General features: G+C 46.5%; 14 protein-coding genes. 3 read left to right on the top strand and 11 right to left on the bottom strand.

The window, feature by feature from the left end:
* Nucleotides 1-44: 44 nt before the first annotated feature.
* Genes CBI31_RS01815 through CBI31_RS01805 form a run of 3 tightly spaced genes read right to left on the bottom strand, consistent with a single transcriptional unit; the run spans nt 45 to nt 5,990 of the window.
* Nucleotides 45-1,172 carry a methyltransferase gene (locus CBI31_RS01815; protein WP_088524705.1) on the bottom strand — a complete coding sequence of 376 codons (1,128 nt, stop codon included), beginning with the start codon at nt 1,170-1,172 and terminating at the stop codon, nt 45-47.
* A 39-nt stretch (nt 1,173-1,211) separates the two neighbouring features.
* Nucleotides 1,212-2,114, bottom strand: coding sequence for a polyprenyl synthetase family protein (locus CBI31_RS01810; RefSeq protein ID WP_088524947.1), 903 nt, complete (start codon nt 2,112-2,114; stop codon nt 1,212-1,214).
* 57 nt (nt 2,115-2,171) lie between these two features.
* Nucleotides 2,172-5,990 carry a magnesium chelatase subunit H gene (locus tag CBI31_RS01805; RefSeq protein ID WP_088524704.1) on the bottom strand — a complete coding sequence of 1,273 codons (3,819 nt, stop codon included), beginning with the start codon at nt 5,988-5,990 and terminating at the stop codon, nt 2,172-2,174.
* Nucleotides 5,991-6,250: 260 nt separating this feature from the next.
* Here CBI31_RS01805 and bchI point away from each other — a divergent pair, with 260 nt between their 5' ends.
* Both bchI and CBI31_RS01795 read left to right on the top strand, forming a co-directional pair.
* A complete protein-coding gene (bchI, locus tag CBI31_RS01800) occupies nt 6,251-7,297 on the top strand; it encodes a magnesium chelatase ATPase subunit I (protein WP_088524703.1) in 1,047 nt (348 codons plus the stop codon).
* A gap of 34 nt (nt 7,298-7,331) precedes the next feature.
* On the top strand, nt 7,332-9,224 hold the full coding sequence (locus tag CBI31_RS01795; protein WP_161491174.1) for a magnesium chelatase subunit D: 1,893 nt from the start codon (nt 7,332-7,334) through the stop codon (nt 9,222-9,224).
* A gap of 25 nt (nt 9,225-9,249) precedes the next feature.
* Here CBI31_RS01795 and bchO read toward each other — a convergent pair whose 3' ends face one another.
* Both bchO and CBI31_RS01785 read right to left on the bottom strand, forming a co-directional pair.
* Nucleotides 9,250-10,104 carry an alpha/beta fold hydrolase BchO gene (gene bchO / locus CBI31_RS01790; protein WP_088524701.1) on the bottom strand — a complete coding sequence of 285 codons (855 nt, stop codon included), beginning with the start codon at nt 10,102-10,104 and terminating at the stop codon, nt 9,250-9,252.
* A 3-nt stretch (nt 10,105-10,107) separates the two neighbouring features.
* Nucleotides 10,108-11,034: an alpha/beta fold hydrolase gene (locus tag CBI31_RS01785; RefSeq protein ID WP_088524700.1), complete on the bottom strand. Its 927-nt coding sequence runs from the start codon at nt 11,032-11,034 to the stop codon at nt 10,108-10,110.
* Between the two features lie 74 nt (nt 11,035-11,108).
* On the opposite strand from CBI31_RS01785, the gene CBI31_RS01780 reads away from it, so the two are divergent.
* Nucleotides 11,109-12,092 (top strand): protochlorophyllide reductase, encoded by a 984-nt coding sequence (locus CBI31_RS01780; protein WP_088524699.1) that lies wholly within the window; start codon nt 11,109-11,111, stop codon nt 12,090-12,092.
* Between the two features lie 9 nt (nt 12,093-12,101).
* Here the strand turns inward: CBI31_RS01780 and bchL are convergent, their stop codons facing one another.
* The 6 genes from bchL to CBI31_RS01750 all read right to left on the bottom strand — a co-directional run bounded on the left by bchL (nt 12,102) and on the right by CBI31_RS01750 (nt 17,882).
* Nucleotides 12,102-13,007 carry a ferredoxin:protochlorophyllide reductase (ATP-dependent) iron-sulfur ATP-binding protein gene (gene bchL, locus CBI31_RS01775; RefSeq protein ID WP_088524698.1) on the bottom strand — a complete coding sequence of 302 codons (906 nt, stop codon included), beginning with the start codon at nt 13,005-13,007 and terminating at the stop codon, nt 12,102-12,104.
* A gap of 39 nt (nt 13,008-13,046) precedes the next feature.
* Nucleotides 13,047-14,639, bottom strand: coding sequence for a ferredoxin:protochlorophyllide reductase (ATP-dependent) subunit B (bchB, locus tag CBI31_RS01770; protein WP_088524697.1), 1,593 nt, complete (start codon nt 14,637-14,639; stop codon nt 13,047-13,049).
* Nucleotides 14,636-15,943: a ferredoxin:protochlorophyllide reductase (ATP-dependent) subunit N gene (locus CBI31_RS01765; RefSeq protein ID WP_088524696.1), complete on the bottom strand. Its 1,308-nt coding sequence runs from the start codon at nt 15,941-15,943 to the stop codon at nt 14,636-14,638. Before CBI31_RS01765 ends, bchB begins: the two co-directional genes overlap by 4 nt.
* Before the next feature lie 285 nt (nt 15,944-16,228).
* Complete coding sequence (locus tag CBI31_RS01760) at nt 16,229-16,432, bottom strand: hypothetical protein (protein ID WP_088524695.1); 204 nt, start codon at nt 16,430-16,432, stop codon at nt 16,229-16,231.
* Nucleotides 16,433-16,578: 146 nt separating this feature from the next.
* A complete protein-coding gene (locus tag CBI31_RS01755; RefSeq protein WP_088524694.1) occupies nt 16,579-17,553 on the bottom strand; it encodes an NAD-dependent epimerase/dehydratase family protein in 975 nt (324 codons plus the stop codon).
* 29 nt (nt 17,554-17,582) lie between these two features.
* Nucleotides 17,583-17,882, bottom strand: coding sequence for a hypothetical protein (locus CBI31_RS01750; protein ID WP_088524693.1), 300 nt, complete (start codon nt 17,880-17,882; stop codon nt 17,583-17,585).
* Nucleotides 17,883-17,884 lie beyond the last annotated feature (2 nt).

Genomic DNA, 17,884 nt, shown 5'->3' with positions numbered 1-17,884 from the left:
ATGTCTATTTTGGAGCCTAAATAGAGCGACTTCTGAGCAAGGCTTTATGCCATAGGAGTGCTCGGCTTATTGCACCGCAATATTTGTGCATTTAAGGGCATAAAAGAATTTAATAGCCTGATATCTGTAAACCCTGCTTGACGTAATAAACCACTGATTTCTGCTTCAGTTCGCGGTCTTCCCCTGCCCATGGCTAGCAAATAAAAACCAAAATAAGCATGGCCCATTGCCTCAAAACCTTTGGTCTCCGCCATCGGTTCTGCCAGCAGTAAAGTGCCGCCTGGATTGAGGGCATCAAACACATTGGCAAGCAGTTGTTTTACGCGGGCATCATCATGATCAAATATCACCCGCACGAGGGTCGCTAGGTCACAACCTTTAGGTAAAGGATCCTGAAAGAAGTTACCGCCAATCGCTTTGCCACGGGTAGCAAGTCCAATTTCGGCAAAGTGGGCATTGGAGAGCTCTGCTACCCCAGGAATATCAAATAATTTGAACGCTAAGTGTGGGTAGCGCGCAGCCAACCGTTTAATAAAGACTCCCTGACCACCGCCAATATCAAGCACTGTTTGATGCTTGTCCATGGGGTAGGCATCCAGAATCTCGTCTGTGACTAAGGATTGGGTATGCGCCATCAATTTGGAGTAATCGGCCACCTTTTCAGCAGATAGGTTTTCTGGTGCAGCGCCCTGCTCTGGGGTGATATAGGGCCAGTACTCATTTAAGGATGCAGAACTTGTATCCCCTTGCAATAAAGCAATTGGATCAGAGAGGTCACGATAAAAATCGGCATGGTGTTTGACCATATCCAAAATGGCGACATTGCCCACTAGGGGGGCGCTCTTCATGCTTAAGGCATAACGGTCTTCACTACGCTTGACCAGTAACTTGATCGCTACTGCAGCGTCTAACAGACGCCTTAAGCCAGCTGGCTTTAATGGGACTTGTTTTTGCAGATCATCAAAGCTGAGAGCCCCTTTAGACAAAATATCAAAGAGATTGACTTGGGTACAGGCAAGCAGGACTTGGGTATACACAAAGCCTGCCATCAAATCAAAGATCTCGGATGCTTGCTTTTTAACGATCCAACGGGTGAGTGGAAAACGGGTAGCCCAGCGCTGAAAGCTAGGGGAGGCAATTAAACGGTTTCGCCAATCGAAGAAGCTTTCCATGAATGGCAATTGAGAACTTAGACAGCAGCGCTATGAAGATTAAGAATGGCTGGTTTGACGAAACAAAATTTTTCTTTTCGCATCCTTAAACCAATCTGAAGGCACTAGACGCTCAGACTCCTGAGTGACAAGAGCACGCAACATCTTCTCGCCTTTGCAATGGGGTATCGAGGCAATCGATTTTTGTACTAACTCATCAAAGCGCTGCACAGCACCGCTCAGACCTAAATCCTTTGCAGAGCTAGGTCGATCATGGGCTACATCTTGGCCAGCAGGCTTACCCAATTCAGTTTGATCAGCCACAACATCACGAATGTCATCTGCGACTTGATAGGCCTCGCCTAGCCATTCACCCAAAGGTCTCCACGTTGCTGCATCAGCGCCGGCAGCTTGCGCTCCAGCGGCAGTAGCCGCCTCAAACAGTGAACCCGTTTTAGCGCGTTGATAATCTCTCAACACGACTTTTGATTCGCACTCCCAGGCTTGACCAGCCACAATGCCATGGGGCGAGCCAACGCTCATCGCAATGGTGTTCATCAAAGGGCCCAAACGGAAGATAGAGCGTGTACCTGAGTTGGCTAAGACCTGGAAAGCTAAAACAATTAGAGCGTCGCCTGATAGCACTGCAATGCGCTCACCATAAGCAGCATGTACTGATGGTCTGCCACGTCTGAGTTGGGCATTATCAAAACAAGGTAAGTCATCATGCACTAAGGAAGCGCAGTGCAATAGTTCAATCGCGCTCGCAGCAGCATTTGATAGTGCAGGATCATCATCACCGCAAGCTGCAGCCACAGCCAAACATAGTTGCGGACGAATTCTGGCACCGCCTGGGAATACTGAATAGTGCATCGCTTCTTGCAAAAGCTGTGGCCCTTGTTTGGAGTGCGCCAAAATCATGGCTTTTTCAAGGCTTTGATTAATTCGGTCTAAGGTGCTCATAGTCATTTTTGTAATGAAGTATCGTGTTTAAAAAAGAATCCTACTGATACCAATCGGTTAGGCCGCTAAAGGCGCGTTGTCGTAAATACCTTCTAAGCGATCCTCTAACTCATCGTTGGCTTCTTGCATTGCCTTGAGCATTTCTGGTTCAGGCTGCCAATAATTTCTTTGTGAGGCTTCGGTCAGGCGATTTGCCAAACGGGCAGCAGCAGTCGGGTTGAGCTTGGCTAAACGATCACGCATTTCTGGATTCAGCATGAAGGTCTCTGTCAGTTGCTTATAGACCCAAGGCTGAACTTGACCGGTGGTTGCAGACCATCCCATAGTGTTAGTGATGTGCACCTCAATTTGACGCACGCCTTCATAACCACTTTCCAACATACCTTCATACCATTTTGGATTGAGCATGCGAGTACGCGTTTCTAAGGAGACTTGTTCTGAGAGCGTTCTAACAGCACCCTCACCTTTGGTTTGATCACCAATAAAGACGGGCACATCTACTCCGCCCTTGGCGCGCTTCACGGCTCTGGTAATGCCACCCAAGGTATCGAAATAGTTATCGATGGTTGTAACGCCCAACTCCATCGAGTCCAGATTTTGATAAGTCATTTGCACATCAGATAAAACACTCTTCAATAGCGCATTGTTCTGAATCGGTATACCAGCACGTCCGAATGCAAAGCCTTTTCTGCGAGTGTAGGTTTCCGCTAACTCGTCTTCTTCTTCCCAGACACTGTTCTCAACCATATTGCTCACGTTAGATCCGTAAGCACCATCGGCGTTTCCATAAACCCGTAATGAGGCAGTTTCTAAATCACAGCCATGTTCTTTTTGATAAGCCAAGGCATGTTTACGAATAAAGTTTTGCTCAAGCGGCTCATCTTCTGCAGAGGCCGCCATAAAGGCGGCTTCAGCTAGTAACTTAATTTGCAATGGCAAGAGGTCGCGGAAGATGCCAGATAAGGTAATCACAACATCAATGCGCGGACGACCAAGTTCACTTAAAGGAATCAATTGCGCACCCGCTAAACGACCATAACTATCAAAGCGGGGTTTAGCACCCATCAATGCGAGTGCTTGACCAATTTGGCCGCCTTCTGATTTCAAGTTATCACTGCCCCATAAAACCATCGCAATAGATTCTGGCAGTGAGTCACTCTCTTCTTGGTATTTATCCAGAATACGCTGAGCTTGCTTGGCGCCATCTTTAACAGCAAAGACGCTGGGGATTCTGAATGGATCAAAGCCATGCAAGTTACGACCGGTTGGCAGTACTTCAGGATTGCGCATCACATCACCACCGGCTGCCGGACGAATGAAGCGTCCATCGAGTGCATCTAACATGCCAGCGACTTCAGTCTCTGCAGACATCAGCTCATTGGACCTCACCATCTTGCCAAATAGCTCTTCCAATATTTCGCGGGTGCCAAGTTCTAGTAACTCTGGATGGGCATCAATGACTTTGCCAAAATCCTCACCATTCATCAGCGCCTCTACTACGGCATCTTCCACTGGATGATCCAAAGCAACATCCGCCATGGCTTTTAGCAAACCAAAGCGCTCTGCAAGAGGAGGAACTGCGCCCACCACATGCAAGCCATGCGGTATTAAGGTGTACTCAAGTTCTAGCAATTCGTTAAAGAGATTGCTCACGATATTTTGTAAACCATTGAGATCCGTTTTATCCCATACAGGTTCGGCTTTGCACAGATCAATCTCTGCTGCTTGCGCCTGAATGAGATCTCCTAAATCAATCCGCTCCTGATCAGCATCTTTATCTAAGGATCTAAAGCGCTCAATCGAGGCTTTCAAATCAGCAAGGCCCGCATACAAACCGGCTTGCGTTACGGGAGGAGTTAAATAACTAATGAGGGTTGCACCAGAGCGGCGTTTTGCAATCGCACCCTCAGAAGGATTATTCGATGCATACAAATAAATATTGGGCAGATCATTGATTAAGCGATCAGGCCAACATGCGCCACTCATGCCCGTTTGTTTGCCAGGCATGAACTCGAGCGCGCCGTGTGTGCCAAAGTGAATCACTGCTGTAGCAGCAAAGTCTTCACGCAAATAACGGTAGTAAGCAGAGAAAGCATGGGTTGGTGCGAAGCCCCGCTCAAACAGCAAGCGCATTGGGTCACCTTCATAACCAAAGGAAGGTTGAACCGAGATCAGAATATTACCGAACTGCTTACCAAGTACAAAGATGGAGCTACCGTTCGAGAGTTGTTTGCCTGGAGCTGGGCCCCATTGCGCTTCAATCTCTTTTAACCAGCGCTCACGACGCACATGGTCATCTACCGGAATTAAGGCATGGACATTGGCATCCGCGCCATATTGCTGAGCATTGCCTTTTAAAATCGACTCGCGTAACTCATCAACCGATGCGGGTACATCGACGGTGTAACCACGTTCCTTCATGCCCGCCAATAAGTTGTGTACTGATTGGAATACGCTTAAGTAAGCTGCGCTACCAATATTGCCGGCGTTTGGTGGGAAGTTAAATAACACGATGCCCACCTTACGCTCTGCCCGCTCTGAGCGACGCAGATCAACTAACTTACCAACGCGTGCAGCCAACATGCCGACACGCTCAGTACAGGTGAACATATCTTGTGGGTTATGGTCATCCGTAAATAAACATTGCTTATGGCAACCAGTACAAGTAGTTCCAGATGCGCCAGGGCGTCCGCCATAAACCATTGGAATCGTAGAGCCATCTAACTCAGGTATCGCCACCATGATGGTGCTCTCTACTGGGAGTAAGCCGCGCTCAGAACTACCCCACTGCTCGAGATTCTGAAACTCCACCGGGTGAGCAGCAATGTAAGGAATATCCAATTTCGCTAATACTTCTTCAGCAGCATGCGCATCGTTATAAGCAGGGCCGCCCACTAAAGAGAAGCCCGTTAAAGAAATCATGGCATCGATGGTTGGCTTGCCATCTTGAGTGAAGTAATCATCAATTGCGGGACGGGCATCTAGGCCAGCAGAAAATGCAGGAATCACTTGTAGGCCTTGCGCCTCTAATGCAGCAATGACCGGATCATAGTGACCACTGTTACCGGAGACTAAGTAAGAGCGCAGCACCAAGAGCCCTACGCGGCCACGGGCTTTGACATCTGGCACTACTTTTGGTAAATCACTGAGATTACTGCTCAAGCGATTTTTCATACGGGGGTGATACACACCAGAATCTGGATACTCAACTGGATCAAGTGCCTTGGCAGTTTTACGCAAAGCCTCGCGCGAGCCAGAAGCATAGCGATTAATCAGGTTGACCATCATGTTGTACATGTTCTCTTGAGAACCGCCCAACCAGTACTGCAAGGATAAGAAATAAGCCCTGAGATCCTGAGCAGTACCTGGCACAAAGCGCAACATCTGCGGAATCACGCGCAGCATCTTCATTTGCTTAGCGCCTGCGGTCGAGCTCTTGCTTTTACCGTCTTTATCTTTAGCGCTTGGGCGTAATTTTTTCAGCATGGCCATCAAACCACTGGCCGGCTTACTCATATCTAACTTACCAATTTTGGTCAGCTTGGTAACGTCTCCTGCAGACATAGCGCAAACCATGGCATCACAATGATCTCGCCTTGCTTTGAGATCATCCAAGATGGGTAAATAGTGATCCTCAAGAAACAACATTGTGGCAATCACAATGTCAGCACTAGCAATATCCTGTTTGCATTGTTGTAAATGGGTGGGATTGCCAGAAAATTCACTAGCCGAGTGAATACTCAGTGTTGCCCCTGGAATTGACTTCTTCAGGTCCTGATAAGCGCGATTCGCAGCACTATTCAGGTGGGTATCCATCGTCACGAGCACAAGCTTGATCGGCTCATGCAAGTTGGAGGATTTTGTTTTGGTCAACATTGAATAGTTTTAATTAAAAAGGCTAAATTTAAATAAATTTACTTTTCACACTTTTTTGTCTTTTTGTCTCAGATTGATTCTTAAAGAATCCTACAATACTGTCAACTAAAATTGACATCTATTTCCCTTCAAAGCTATCATTTATAGGGTAAATCCCAATAAAAAATGAATGCCAGTATATTTACATCGTTAGCTGTTAATACAGCGTTTTGTTGCTCTGCAATAAGTCACTTTCAGTACAAAAATTTCAAGGAATCTTAATGGCGCGTAATTACCCTTTCTCAGCAATCGTGGGGCAGGAGGATATGAAGTTAGCAATCTTGATTGCAGCTCTCGATTCCAACGTGGGTGGAGTTTTGGTGATGGGAGATCGCGGCACTGGCAAATCTACTGCTGTTCGTGCGCTTGCAGCATTGCTCCCCGAGATGAACACCGTGCAAGAGTGTGCCTATGCTTGCGATCCTAATGCCCCAGCAGGAAGCTGCCCTATTTGTGATGAACTGCGTTCAAAGCTCAAGCTTGGCGGAAAACTCAAAACAGTCAAGAAACCAGTCCCCGTAGTTGACTTGCCATTGGGCGCTACTGAAGACCGCGTGATTGGTGCACTAGATATTGAAAAAGCACTGAGCTCTGGAGAAAAAGCTTACGAGCCCGGTTTGCTTGCTAAAGCCCATCGTGGCTTTTTGTATATCGATGAGGTCAATCTTTTAGAAGATCACTTGGTGGACTTGTTAATTGACGTTGCTGCTTCTGGAGCAAACGTCGTTGAAAGAGAAGGCTTGAGTATTCGTCACCCTGCCAAATTTGTCTTAGTAGGCAGTGGTAACCCTGAAGAAGGCGAGCTGCGCCCTCAACTGCTCGATCGCTTTGGTCTGGCAGTCGAAGTGAAGACACCACAAGAACCTAAAGCAAGAGTCGAAATTATTAAGCGACGTGATGAGTTTGAACGCAATCAAGCCAAGTTCATGCAGACTTGGGAAAAAGAAGACGAAATCATTCGACATCAAATTCAAGCTGGCAAAAAGAAATTACCCAACGTTAAAGTCGATGACGCCATGATGGAAAAAGTCACCCAACTTTGTAGTCACTTAGGCACCGATGGCTTACGGGGTGAGCTCACTCTTCTCAGGGCAGCCCGTGCTTATGCAGCCTTGTGTGGAAAAAATCAGGTGACGATTGAGCATCTGAAAAAGATTGCAGTGCCCGCTCTTCAGCATCGACTCAGGCGCAATCCACTAGATGACTCTAGTTCTGGAGTCAGAGTCAAAAGAGCCTTAGAAGAATTGTTTCCTGAAAAAAGTAAGTAACTGAATAAGTAAGTTCAACAAACACATACTGTCTTTGGAAAATCCAGAACAATCTCAAGAGATCAGTAAGAGCGCCAAACTCGAAACTTGGTTGCGTGCACTCCAGGTCGCTCAGCTCTTAGTCATCAACCCCCATGGTTTAGGTGGCGTCATTGTCCGAGCACGCTCTGGCCCAGTGCGAGATCGCTGGTTAGCTTATCTCAATACCATAGCTCAATTAGGTGGCATGCGCCTACCCTTACGCAAGATGCCACTGGGCATCTCCGATGAAAATCTGATTGGTGGAATAGATCTTGATCAAACATTGCGCACTGGTAAAGCAGTTCTGAGACAAGGCTTATTAGCTCAATGCGATCAGCAGCTCTTACTCATGCCAATGGCAGAAAGAGTGGAAGTAGGCGCTGTCGCAAAAGTAGTCAGCGCTTTAGACAATGGCTTTATCTCGATTGAGCGTGATGGTCAAAGCCGCAGAATAGAAAGTCACTTTGGTGTTGTGGCTTTGGATGAAGGCATTGAAGATGATGAGCACCCCAATGAAAAGATTCGGCAAAGAGTAGCGTTTTTATTAAATCTCGATATCCTCGGCTGGAGAGATTTACCAGAAACCGATGATGATTTTGTGCCAGATAGCCAATCACTTCAAGATGCGCGTGAGAACTTCTCAAATGTTACTGTCAGTGAAGATAGTCTGAATGCCTTAGTAGGTGTAGCAGAACAACTCGGGGTGATATCAATACGGGCTCTCAATTTAGCAATCAATACTGCAAAGTGTTTGGCTGCTTTTGACGCAGAAGATGAAGTCAGCAGTCTGCACCTGCAACGGGCAATTGCTTTGGTTCTATCCCCACGCGCTACACGTATGCCACAAAGTGCTCCTCCAGAAGAGGAAGAGCTTCCATCTGAATCAGAAGAGCAGCCTGAGAATGAGCAAGATCCTGTAGATCAAGAGCAGGAAGATGATAAAGAGGAGCAAGAGAATCAAGAAGATCAGGAAGATCAAGAACCCGAAAGTAATGCAGAAACTCCGCAAGCGCTTGAAGATGAAATTCTAGAAGCCGCTCAAGCAGCCATCCCTGCAGATCTCTTGGCACGCTTGGCAGATTTAGCAGACCTGAAATCACCTAAAGGTATGGGCGGTAAAACGGGTGCTGTAAAGGTGGGTCGTATGCGTGGTCGCCCGCTAGGCAATATGCCGGGCATGCCTGAAGGCGGTAAGACATTAAGCATTATTGATACCCTTCGAGCTGCGGTTCCTTGGCAAAGGGTTCGTCGCGCAGAAATGCTGGCTGCTGGCAAAACCATTCCTCTTGGAAAAATCATGATCCGTAAAGAAGATTTTCGGATCAAGCGCTATCAAGAACGTACTCAAACTTTAACAATGTTTATCGTCGATGCTTCTGGCTCTTCTGCTATGCATCGCTTGGCAGAAGCCAAGGGTGCTGTAGAACTCTTGTTGGCTGAATGCTATATCCGACGAGATCAAGTGGCAGTGATGTCATTTAGAGGCAGTACTGCTGAGCTCATCTTGGCCCCTACCCGCTCTTTAGTAAAAGCCAAACGGGCTTTAAGTGGACTACCTGGTGGCGGTGGTACTCCCTTATCTCGCGCGATTGATGAGTCATTTGAAGTGGCGAGCGCATCGATGAGAAAAGGATTAAGCCCTGCTTTGGTTTTCTTAACCGATGGTAGGGCCAATATTGCTAAAGATGGCTCTCCTGGTAGGCCCAAAGCCATGGAAGATGCGCAGCAGTCAGCACGGGCTGCTGCTTATTACTCATTTAAGTCTTTGTGGATTGATACTTCACCGCAAGCTAGGGATGAAGGTAAAGCCATGGCAGCGTTACTAGGGTCAATGTACTTACCTTTACCCAATGCAGGAGCAAATGAAGTTTCTCAAGCCATCATGCAAGGGCTTAAAAAGGCTTAGCTAGTTCTTGGTTGCTAGCCCTTAGCTACTCTGCAAGTCCTGCAAGAATGAGTTGCGCCACTTTGGCAGGCTCTAACTCATGCATGATGTGACCACCATCCCACTTAAGAACCTGTGCAGCAGGGAAATTTTCTTGAATAATTTTCTCTAACGGTTTCGCCGGAATCCACGCATCCTGATTACCCAATACGCAAATCAATTTACCGCGATACAAATTGGCATCTGCCAGTACTTTATGAATATCTGCTGCTGCCAGGAAGTTCATGGCACCCCGAACGTGATCAGGACGCTCAAAGAGTTTGCGGTAATAGACTCTGCGAGCCTCGGGCAAAATGGTATTGGTGGAGTCTAATAACTTATCTACCATTCCAAGGCTCGGTGATAGTGAAGCAAGCAAGCTAGAGAGTGTTGAAGATCTGGTGATAGGTCCTAAGAGCGGTCCAAAGAAACTGGTATAGACCGGTGGTGGCGGTATAAAAGATGGGTTCAATGCAATCACGAGCTTAGGCTGTTTTGCTGCCGCTACTGCAAACCGAATCGCTAAGGGCGCTCCAGCAGAATGCCCTACTACGATCGATGGCGCTTCGATTCCCATTTGCTCGATGAGCAGTTGTAATGAACGGGCGATTTCATCAAGCTTGAGGTCTTCTAGTTTGGCGCCTAAGGTAAATGCATGGCCTGGCAAATCGGGTACAAGCACTTGCGCATGGCCTGCTAATAAAGGAATCGGATCAGACCAAGAATGGGTTGAGCTACCCGTGCCATGCAGAAGCAAAATAACCGGACCTGTACCGGTGAGCTGCACATGCCAATCGATGTTACCCACAGAGACAATTCTGCTATGTTCTCGATTAGGCCAATCTAAGGGGATTCGTTTCATTGCTTATAAAAACTCTTTGAGTGCTGCAAGACCAATGGAAGGCTGCTCTTCTTGCGGTAAGTGGCCAATATTGGGTAAGGATACTCTTTTAGCATTGGGCATCACCTTCAAGTAGTCGTTTGAATTACTAATCGGAATGAAGGCATCTTTTTCACCCCAGATTAATAAGGTGGGTACTTGAATGCTAGATAAGGATGGCACTGGGTCTTGCAAAACCGTTTGCTGCATGCGGCCCAAAATGGCACCTCTCACTCCAGGGGCTAACATCAGATCATAGTAACGATTGACCAAAGCATCATTTAAGGTATTGGGGTCAGCGTAAGCGGGCTTGAGGTTCATTGCTAAAAACGTTTTAGAAAAGAAATACCGATAGAGATCGGCAATGGCTGGAACGTCTGGTTTTTTACCGTACTCTATTCCAGGACTTGCATATCCATCTGGGGATATCAGTACCAACTTCGCAACTTGATTGGGATAATGGGCTGCAAATTGCCAAGCAAACTTGCCACCCATGGAATTACCTACCAATACCACCTTTGGAATCTTGAGCTCTTTCAGAAAAGCTTCTAAGACTTCCACACTTCTCTGATCGGTATAGATACCGCTTGGGTCTTCTCCAGTCAAACCAAATCCTGGTAGATCAACAGAAATCACTCGGTAGTCTTCACTTAAAGCTTGTGCCCAGGTCTCCCATGTTTGTAGGCTCGCACCAAAGCCATGCAAAAACACAATAGGGATTGCGTTTTTAGAAGGGCCAGTATCTTGGTAATGGAGATTGACACCCAATGCGCTGACATAAGCATTTCTAGGTGAGCCATAGATTTTCTCAAGCTCTGCTTTAGACTTATCTGGCGTCCATAAGTAGAGAGCGGCCAGTAATATCAAGCTGATGAGTGCAAGAGCAATGATCTTGAGCGCTTTGAGGAACATCGAGTTCTAGCCTTAAAATGACAACAATGAATCTTTACCTGAATCTTGACCAACACTAAGACTGTAATAGAAAAATGACCTCCACTACCAATCAACCACTTGCCATTATTACTGGATCTTCCTCTGGTGTTGGTTTATATGCCGCAAAAGCCCTACTCGCTAGAAAGTGGCGTCTCATTCTAGCGGTTCGCGATCCCCAGAAAATGGAACTGGCTGCCAAGGCGCATCAATTTGATTCTAGCCAATATGAAATCTGGCAATTAGACCTCGGTAATCTAGATAGCGTGCGAGCATTTGTGAAGCGCTTTAATGACAGCGGTCAAAAGCTCAATGCCCTGCTCTGTAATGCAGCTACTTACCTGCCGCTCTTAAAAGAACCTGCACGTTCGCCTCAAGGATTTGAGATCAGCGTTGCTACCAATTATTTTGGGCACTATGTTCTGAGCAGAATGTTGCTAGAAAATCTAATCCAAACTGCTAAAGCACATGAGCATGCGCGCCTCATTACCTTGGGTACTGTGACTGCAAACTCAGAAGAGTTTGGTGGCAAGGTGCCCATTCCTGCTCCTGCAGATATTGGTGCGCTAGAAGGTTTGATGGCTGGCTTTAAAGCCCCGATTGCGATGATCAACGGTAAACCCTTTAAACCAGGCAAAGCCTACAAGGACAGTAAGTTATGCAATATGGTCATGAATCGCGAGCTCCAAAAAAGATATCACGCCAGTACTGGGGTGATCTTTAATACTTTGTATCCTGGATGCGTAGCTGAGACAGCGCTCTTTAGAGATACGCCGCCACTCTTTCAGAAAATCTTCCCTTGGTTTCAGAAGAACATTACTAAAGGGTATGTGAGCCAAGAGCTTGCAGGTGATCGGGTCGCTCAAGTCGTGGCAGACCCGCACTTTACCCAATCAGGTGTTCACTGGAGTTGGGGCAATCGCAATTCAGCCATTAGAGAGCCTTTCGCTCAAGAGCTTTCCATGAAAGCCAAGAGCGAGAAGCTGAGCAAAGACCTCTGGGAAATTACTGCCAAGCTCGTTGGCATGCCCACTGACTAAGCTGGCTGTTTAATCAAAGCCTAGCAAATCAAATATATCCCGATCTTTCATTGGGATCGATGGCAATGGATCTGCTCCGAGCCATAGCGCCGCAGCCAAACGCATGTACTCTTGCTGGACTAATTCAAGCTCAGGAGAGTATTCCATCTCAAATAAGGTGGACTTTTTCAGACGGCTACGACGAATCACATCTAAGTCTGGGAAATGAGCCATCGTCTTTAATCCGACTTGTTCGTTGAACTTATCGATTTGATCCGTATCTTTACTGCGATTGGCAATCACACCGCCTAATCGCACGTTATAGTTTTTCGCTTTTGCGCCAATGGCCTGAATAATGCGATTCATCGCAAAAATAGAATCAAAGTCATTCGCCGTCACAATTAATGCACGATCAGCATGCTGAAGTGGCGCAGCAAAGCCACCACATACCACGTCGCCCAAGACGTCAAAGATCACAACATCGGTATCGTCTAGTAAATGATGCTCTTTTAAGAGTTTGACAGTTTGTCCAACAACATAGCCACCACATCCGGTTCCGGCTGGTGGGCCGCCCGCTTCAACACACATCACACCGTTATAGCCTTCATAAACGAAGTCTTCAATGCGCAACTCTTCAGAATGAAAGTCCACTTTCTCAAGCACATCAATGACGGTGGGCATGAGTTTTTTCGTGAGCGTAAATGTCGAGTCGTGCTTTGGATCGCAGCCAATTTGGATGACCCGCTTACCTAGCTTAGAAAAAGCAACTGACAAGTTAGATGAGGTGGTGCTCTTACCAATTCCGCCTTTACCGTAAATTGCAAAGACCTTGGCTTTACCAATTTTCAAATTCGGATCAAGCTGAACCTGCAGACTGCCCTCACCATCCGGTGGTGCGCTACGAGCATCTGAGATTGGTATGTTGATTGCTTTCATTTTGAATTGCCTTTGCTATTTTTGACCTAAGGTCATGATTTAACTTTTAAAGTGCGCCTTTGCATCATACAAAGTTTCTAAGGTAATACTTAAAAGGCCCTGCTCTACTGCATATTTCTCGGTATTTCGCCTGGCTTTGCCTCTGACAAAGAAGGGAATCTTATTGAGCTCTTTCTCTGCATCTGTTTCCCAGGCAAGGGTTTTATTACCTAAATTGAGATTAGGAGCGGTAATTTGCTCTGCTCCCGCTCCTGCTCCTCCTGTTTCTGCCTTCATCGGGGCTGAGCTATGACCCAGGTGCGATGGCATTGCGCCCTCATGAAACTCAAAGTCCCCTCTGAACATACCAATTAAATGTTCCTCTAGGCCCATCATCAATGGATGGACCCAAGAGTCAAATAAAACACAGGCACCTTCAAATCCCATTTGTGGGGAATAGCGCGCTGGAAAATCTTGCACGTGCACTGGTGAAGAAATCACTGCACAGGGAATCTGTAGGCGCTTAGCAATATGGCGCTCCATTTGCGTACCCAAAATTAACTCCGGTTGCAGTTCTGTGATCTTGGCCTCAACTTCTAAATAGTCATCCGTGATCATGGCTTCAAGACCTAACTCGGCAGCAGCTTCACGCACTTCACGAGCCAATTCACGGCTATAGGTTCCTAGGCCAACGACTTTGAAACCCATTTCATGGGCTGCCACTTTGGCGGCAGCAATCGCATGGGTGGCATCACCAAAAATAAAGACTCTTTTATTAGTGAGGTAAGTAGAGTCCACAGATAAAGCGTACCAACGCGCTTTTGAGGATTGACTGAACTTTTGCACATCACATTCAATGCCAGCTAGTTGGCAAACTTCAGTAATAAAAGCTTGCGTGCCTTTAAATCCAATCGGGATTGATTTGGTAGAGGGCTGACCAAAACTTCTCGTCATCCAAGTGGCTGCCGTATTGGCAGTCTCAGGATATAAATTGACATTAAAGTCTGCTTCATACAAACGGGCAATATCGGCTGGATTGGCGCCTAGCGGTGCAACCACATTGACTTCAATTCCTAGCTCGCGCAACAAGCGGGAGATTTCTTGAACATCATCACGATGACGAAAGCCTAAAGCGGTAGGTCCCAAAATATTGCAACTAGGCTTGGCGCCTGCTGCTCGGGCTGCGCGCTGCTGACCTGGAGGTAAAACATGATCTTGGCCTAATAGGCGAACCATCTGATAAAACGTTTCTGCTGCGCCCCAATTTTCTTTCTTTTGATATGCAGGCAATTCCAGCGGCAAGATGGGTACCGGTAAATCGAGAGCAGCCGCTAAGCCACCCGGATCATCTTGAATGAGTTCTGCAGTACAAGAAGCGCCCACCATTAATAAGTCCGGCTGAAAACGGGCATAGGCTGTTCTAGCAGCATCTTTAAATAATTCTGCAGTATCACTTCCTAAATCGCGCGCCTGAAAAGTCGTATAAGTCACCGGCGGTCTTTTTTTCATCCGCTCAATCATGGTGAACAGGAGGTCAGCGTACGTATCCCCTTGCGGTGCATGTAAGACGTAATGCACTTTATCCATTGCGGTAGCAATGCGCATAGCACCAACGTGAGGTGGCCCTTCATAAGTCCAGAGGGTTAATTTCATGCCGCCTCCACCATCATGAGCTTGTTCTTTCTGGTCAGAGGACGTGCAAACAACTCTGCTAAATCAGCTGCTTGGTTAAATCCTTGAATCGGCGTGAAGACGAGCTCAATGGACCACTTGGTTGTAAAGCCCTCTGCTTCTAATGGATTGGCTAGGCCCAGGCCACAGACCACCATATCGGGTTGCTGTTCACGACAACGATCTAATTGGTTCTCGACGTTTTGGCCTTCAGCCAATTGTGTCTTGGGATCTAACATCGCTAATTCTTCTGCCATGTGCTGACGATGTAAGTAAGGAACCCCTACTTCCATCAGATTCATACCGAGCTCTCTATTTAAATAGCGCGCTAAAGGAATTTCTAATTGAGAGTCTGGGAAGAAGAAAATAGATTTGCCTTTGAGGATTTCACGATGAGGCTCAAGTGACTTCTTAGCGCGCTCGCGTTGTGGGGCAATCACTTTTTCAAAGGTATCGGCAGAAACACCTAATTCTTTAGCGGCAGCTAGGAACCATTTTTCTGTACCTTCAACTCCTAATGGGAAAGGTGCTGCAATTCTCTGCGCCCCCAGATTTTCTAAGAATCTGGCGGTATCTGTCAGAAATGGTTGAGCGAGTAAATATTTCGTCTTGGGACCAACCACAATTTTTTGCGTAGATTCTCTAGGCGGGAAAAAAGCAAAGGACTTCAGACCCAGGTCTTTAAAGATTCGGCTAAATTGATCTTCGACTACATCGGCCAAACAACCCACCACTAATAAATCGAGCTCATCCGCTTGATTTGATTCGGTTGATTTAGGCAGATCTTGCACTAGCGCAGCTAAGCAGGCATCTTCACCTTGAGTAAAGGTCGTTTCAATGCCGCTGCCAGAGTAATTGAGAATGCGCACTTTAGGTGCAAAGGTTTTACCTAGGCGCTGCGCTGCTCTAGATAAATCTAACTTAATCACTTCCGAAGGACAGGAGCCTACTAAAAATAGGAGTTTGATATCAGGACGGCGATCGAGTAACTGTTTGACGACTTTATCTAACTCATCATTAGCATCTGCCAGACCAGCTAAATCGCGATCATCAATGATGGCAGTTGCAAAACGGGGCTCTGCAAAAATCATCACGCCTGCCGCAGACTGAATGAGATGAGCGCAGGTGCGAGAACCCACCACTAGAAAAAAGGCATCTTGAATTTTGCGATGCAACCAGATGATTCCAGTCAGGCCGCAGAAAACCTCTCTTTGACCACGCTCTTTTAAGGGCTGGAAATTGATGGGCTGGGAATCTAGCACGACTTCTTGGGATACAGAATTCAATTCTTACCTCAGACTTTGCTATAAGAAATGAATAGAAAATGAAATTGGTTTGTCTTCAAACCAATTTCAAAAAGGGGGTCAAGCCAAAAATGAGTCATACCGTAAAACGTTGATCTATAGATGCCTAAGTAAAAGCCTCTTGAGGGGTTTTAGATATAAGTGTTTACACCGATTAAATGGGGTTTAATGGGGTCCTGAGCTATTGGCTGGGCTATTTTGGACCCAAAGAAAAAGCCCCAAATACTGCAATATTGTGGGGCTTTTTATGGGTTCAGAATTGGCCTTTTAACGCTGGGACTTGAGCAGCGCCTTGAAGGTCAGGACACTTAAAGCGATTCCGATTCCAAATGACACTAACAACATGGCAAACTTAGATTGGGTCTGGCCTGAAGGGAAGATCAGATAAAAAGCAACGGTAATGCTAATCACCATGCCGCAAAATCCAGCTATTTTAGAAATCTGGTCTCTTACATCATGAAATTTCATCATGCTTTGTATCCTTTCAAGGTTTTATCTTTTGCGCACTAGATCTTCATCAGACCCTCAGTGCATCACCAATGCATCAGTACTTATTTACTATGAAAACTTTAAACCGCGCCATTCTGAGAGTCAAGATATCTAGGGTAAACCCTTGATTAAATATGATTTTTCTCTATTTCCAGCATGCCCTCTTCCATCCCACAGAGCGGCTGATAAGCCAGTTGCTCTTGGGCTTTGGTAATCGAGACAGAAAACGGGTGCGCCATTAAGTGCACCATCTCCCGAATTAAAGGGGGCTCTCCACGCAGCGGCAAGTAGTTCCAACCATTTTCCGTAAAGCGCGCCAATGGCCAGGCTAAGAAACGGGGGATAGATAAAGTCGGCACTTTGTAATGGCCTGCCAAAAGTCTTCTACTCATCCATTGCCGAAATGGAACTGGGGACCCATCGCTAATAAAAAAGCTTTCTCGGTTTGCTTTAGATAGCAAGGCTTTTTGAACTGCCACGCACAGGTTGTCAATGTTACAAGTTGAAAAGAGATAGTTGCCCTGATCAAACCAACCAAATTGATTGAGGTTGGAAGCCTTACCTAAGATGCGATCAATCAGATCACCTTTACCCCAAATTGATGCTGGCCGAAGACTGATGACTCGAAAAGACTCATCTCCAGCCGCCAGAACATACTGCTCTGCCAAGGACTTGCTATGGCTATAGGGGAATTTTTCTAGAGATGGCAAAGCGCGCAATTCACAAACATCTAGATTGGCAATGGATGGATCTTTAGCAACCGATGCATCACTCATATATATGAACTGCAAAACTCCAGCCTGCTTGGCAGCCTTCAAAATATGTTGAGTCATGAGCACATTGGTCTCATGTAATTCTTTTTCGCAATTCCACAACCTCATCTCTGCAGCGCAATGAATCACACTATCCATACCCTGCAGTCGCTTGGCTAAACTGTGGACATCATTTAAGTCGCCCAACCAAACTTCCAAATTATGTTGAGATTTACTATTGATTGACTGTGGTGAGCGATAGTGCGCAACGATCTCATGGCCTGCTGCTTCTAAAGACTGGGCCAAATGACTTCCCACAAAACCGCTGGCACCGGTCAAGAAGATTTTCATGGGGTGCTCATTTGCTTTTCATTGACTACTCATTTACTAAACCGCTGGCCAAAATACATAGCAGAGCGTCCATAATAATAGGCGGTAGCTAGCAATACTTTTGGCGAGAGGCAAATAGTTGTTAGTGCAAGCAGAATGAGGAAAGACCAATGCTGTGTTGAGCCCAAACCGGCCATGATGATGAGCCCTAGAAAAATAATCTTGCGTGCTTGACCGCGAGGCAGCCAGGGGCTTCTTTTATGTAGGGGGTCTTTATTCGTTGCGGAACTCTCGCCTGCCATCTTGCTGATATCTCTAAAAATCCAAAGCCAATCTAAGTGAACTATCATAG

It is taken from the genome of Polynucleobacter campilacus (genome assembly GCF_002206625.1).
GTDB lineage: Bacteria > Pseudomonadota > Gammaproteobacteria > Burkholderiales > Burkholderiaceae > Polynucleobacter > Polynucleobacter campilacus.
This window is presented reverse-complemented; position numbering and strand designations above follow the sequence as displayed.

Excerpts from the sequence above, each read along its gene's own strand:
- CBI31_RS01815 (WP_088524705.1), bottom strand. The coding sequence starts at position 1,172 with ATGGAAAGCTTCTTCGATTGGCGAAACCGTTTAATTGCCTCCCCTAGC.
- CBI31_RS01810 (WP_088524947.1), bottom strand. The coding sequence starts at position 2,114 with ATGAGCACCTTAGACCGAATTAATCAAAGCCTTGAAAAAGCCATGATT.
- CBI31_RS01805 (WP_088524704.1), bottom strand. The coding sequence starts at position 5,990 with ATGTTGACCAAAACAAAATCCTCCAACTTGCATGAGCCGATCAAGCTT.
- bchI (WP_088524703.1), top strand. The coding sequence starts at position 6,251 with ATGGCGCGTAATTACCCTTTCTCAGCAATCGTGGGGCAGGAGGATATG.
- bchO (WP_088524701.1), bottom strand. The coding sequence starts at position 10,104 with ATGAAACGAATCCCCTTAGATTGGCCTAATCGAGAACATAGCAGAATT.
- CBI31_RS01785 (WP_088524700.1), bottom strand. The coding sequence starts at position 11,034 with ATGTTCCTCAAAGCGCTCAAGATCATTGCTCTTGCACTCATCAGCTTG.
- CBI31_RS01780 (WP_088524699.1), top strand. The coding sequence starts at position 11,109 with ATGACCTCCACTACCAATCAACCACTTGCCATTATTACTGGATCTTCC.
- bchL (WP_088524698.1), bottom strand. The coding sequence starts at position 13,007 with ATGAAAGCAATCAACATACCAATCTCAGATGCTCGTAGCGCACCACCG.
- bchB (WP_088524697.1), bottom strand. The coding sequence starts at position 14,639 with ATGAAATTAACCCTCTGGACTTATGAAGGGCCACCTCACGTTGGTGCT.
- CBI31_RS01760 (WP_088524695.1), bottom strand. The coding sequence starts at position 16,432 with ATGATGAAATTTCATGATGTAAGAGACCAGATTTCTAAAATAGCTGGA.
- CBI31_RS01755 (WP_088524694.1), bottom strand. The coding sequence starts at position 17,553 with ATGAAAATCTTCTTGACCGGTGCCAGCGGTTTTGTGGGAAGTCATTTG.
- CBI31_RS01750 (WP_088524693.1), bottom strand. The coding sequence starts at position 17,882 with ATGATAGTTCACTTAGATTGGCTTTGGATTTTTAGAGATATCAGCAAG.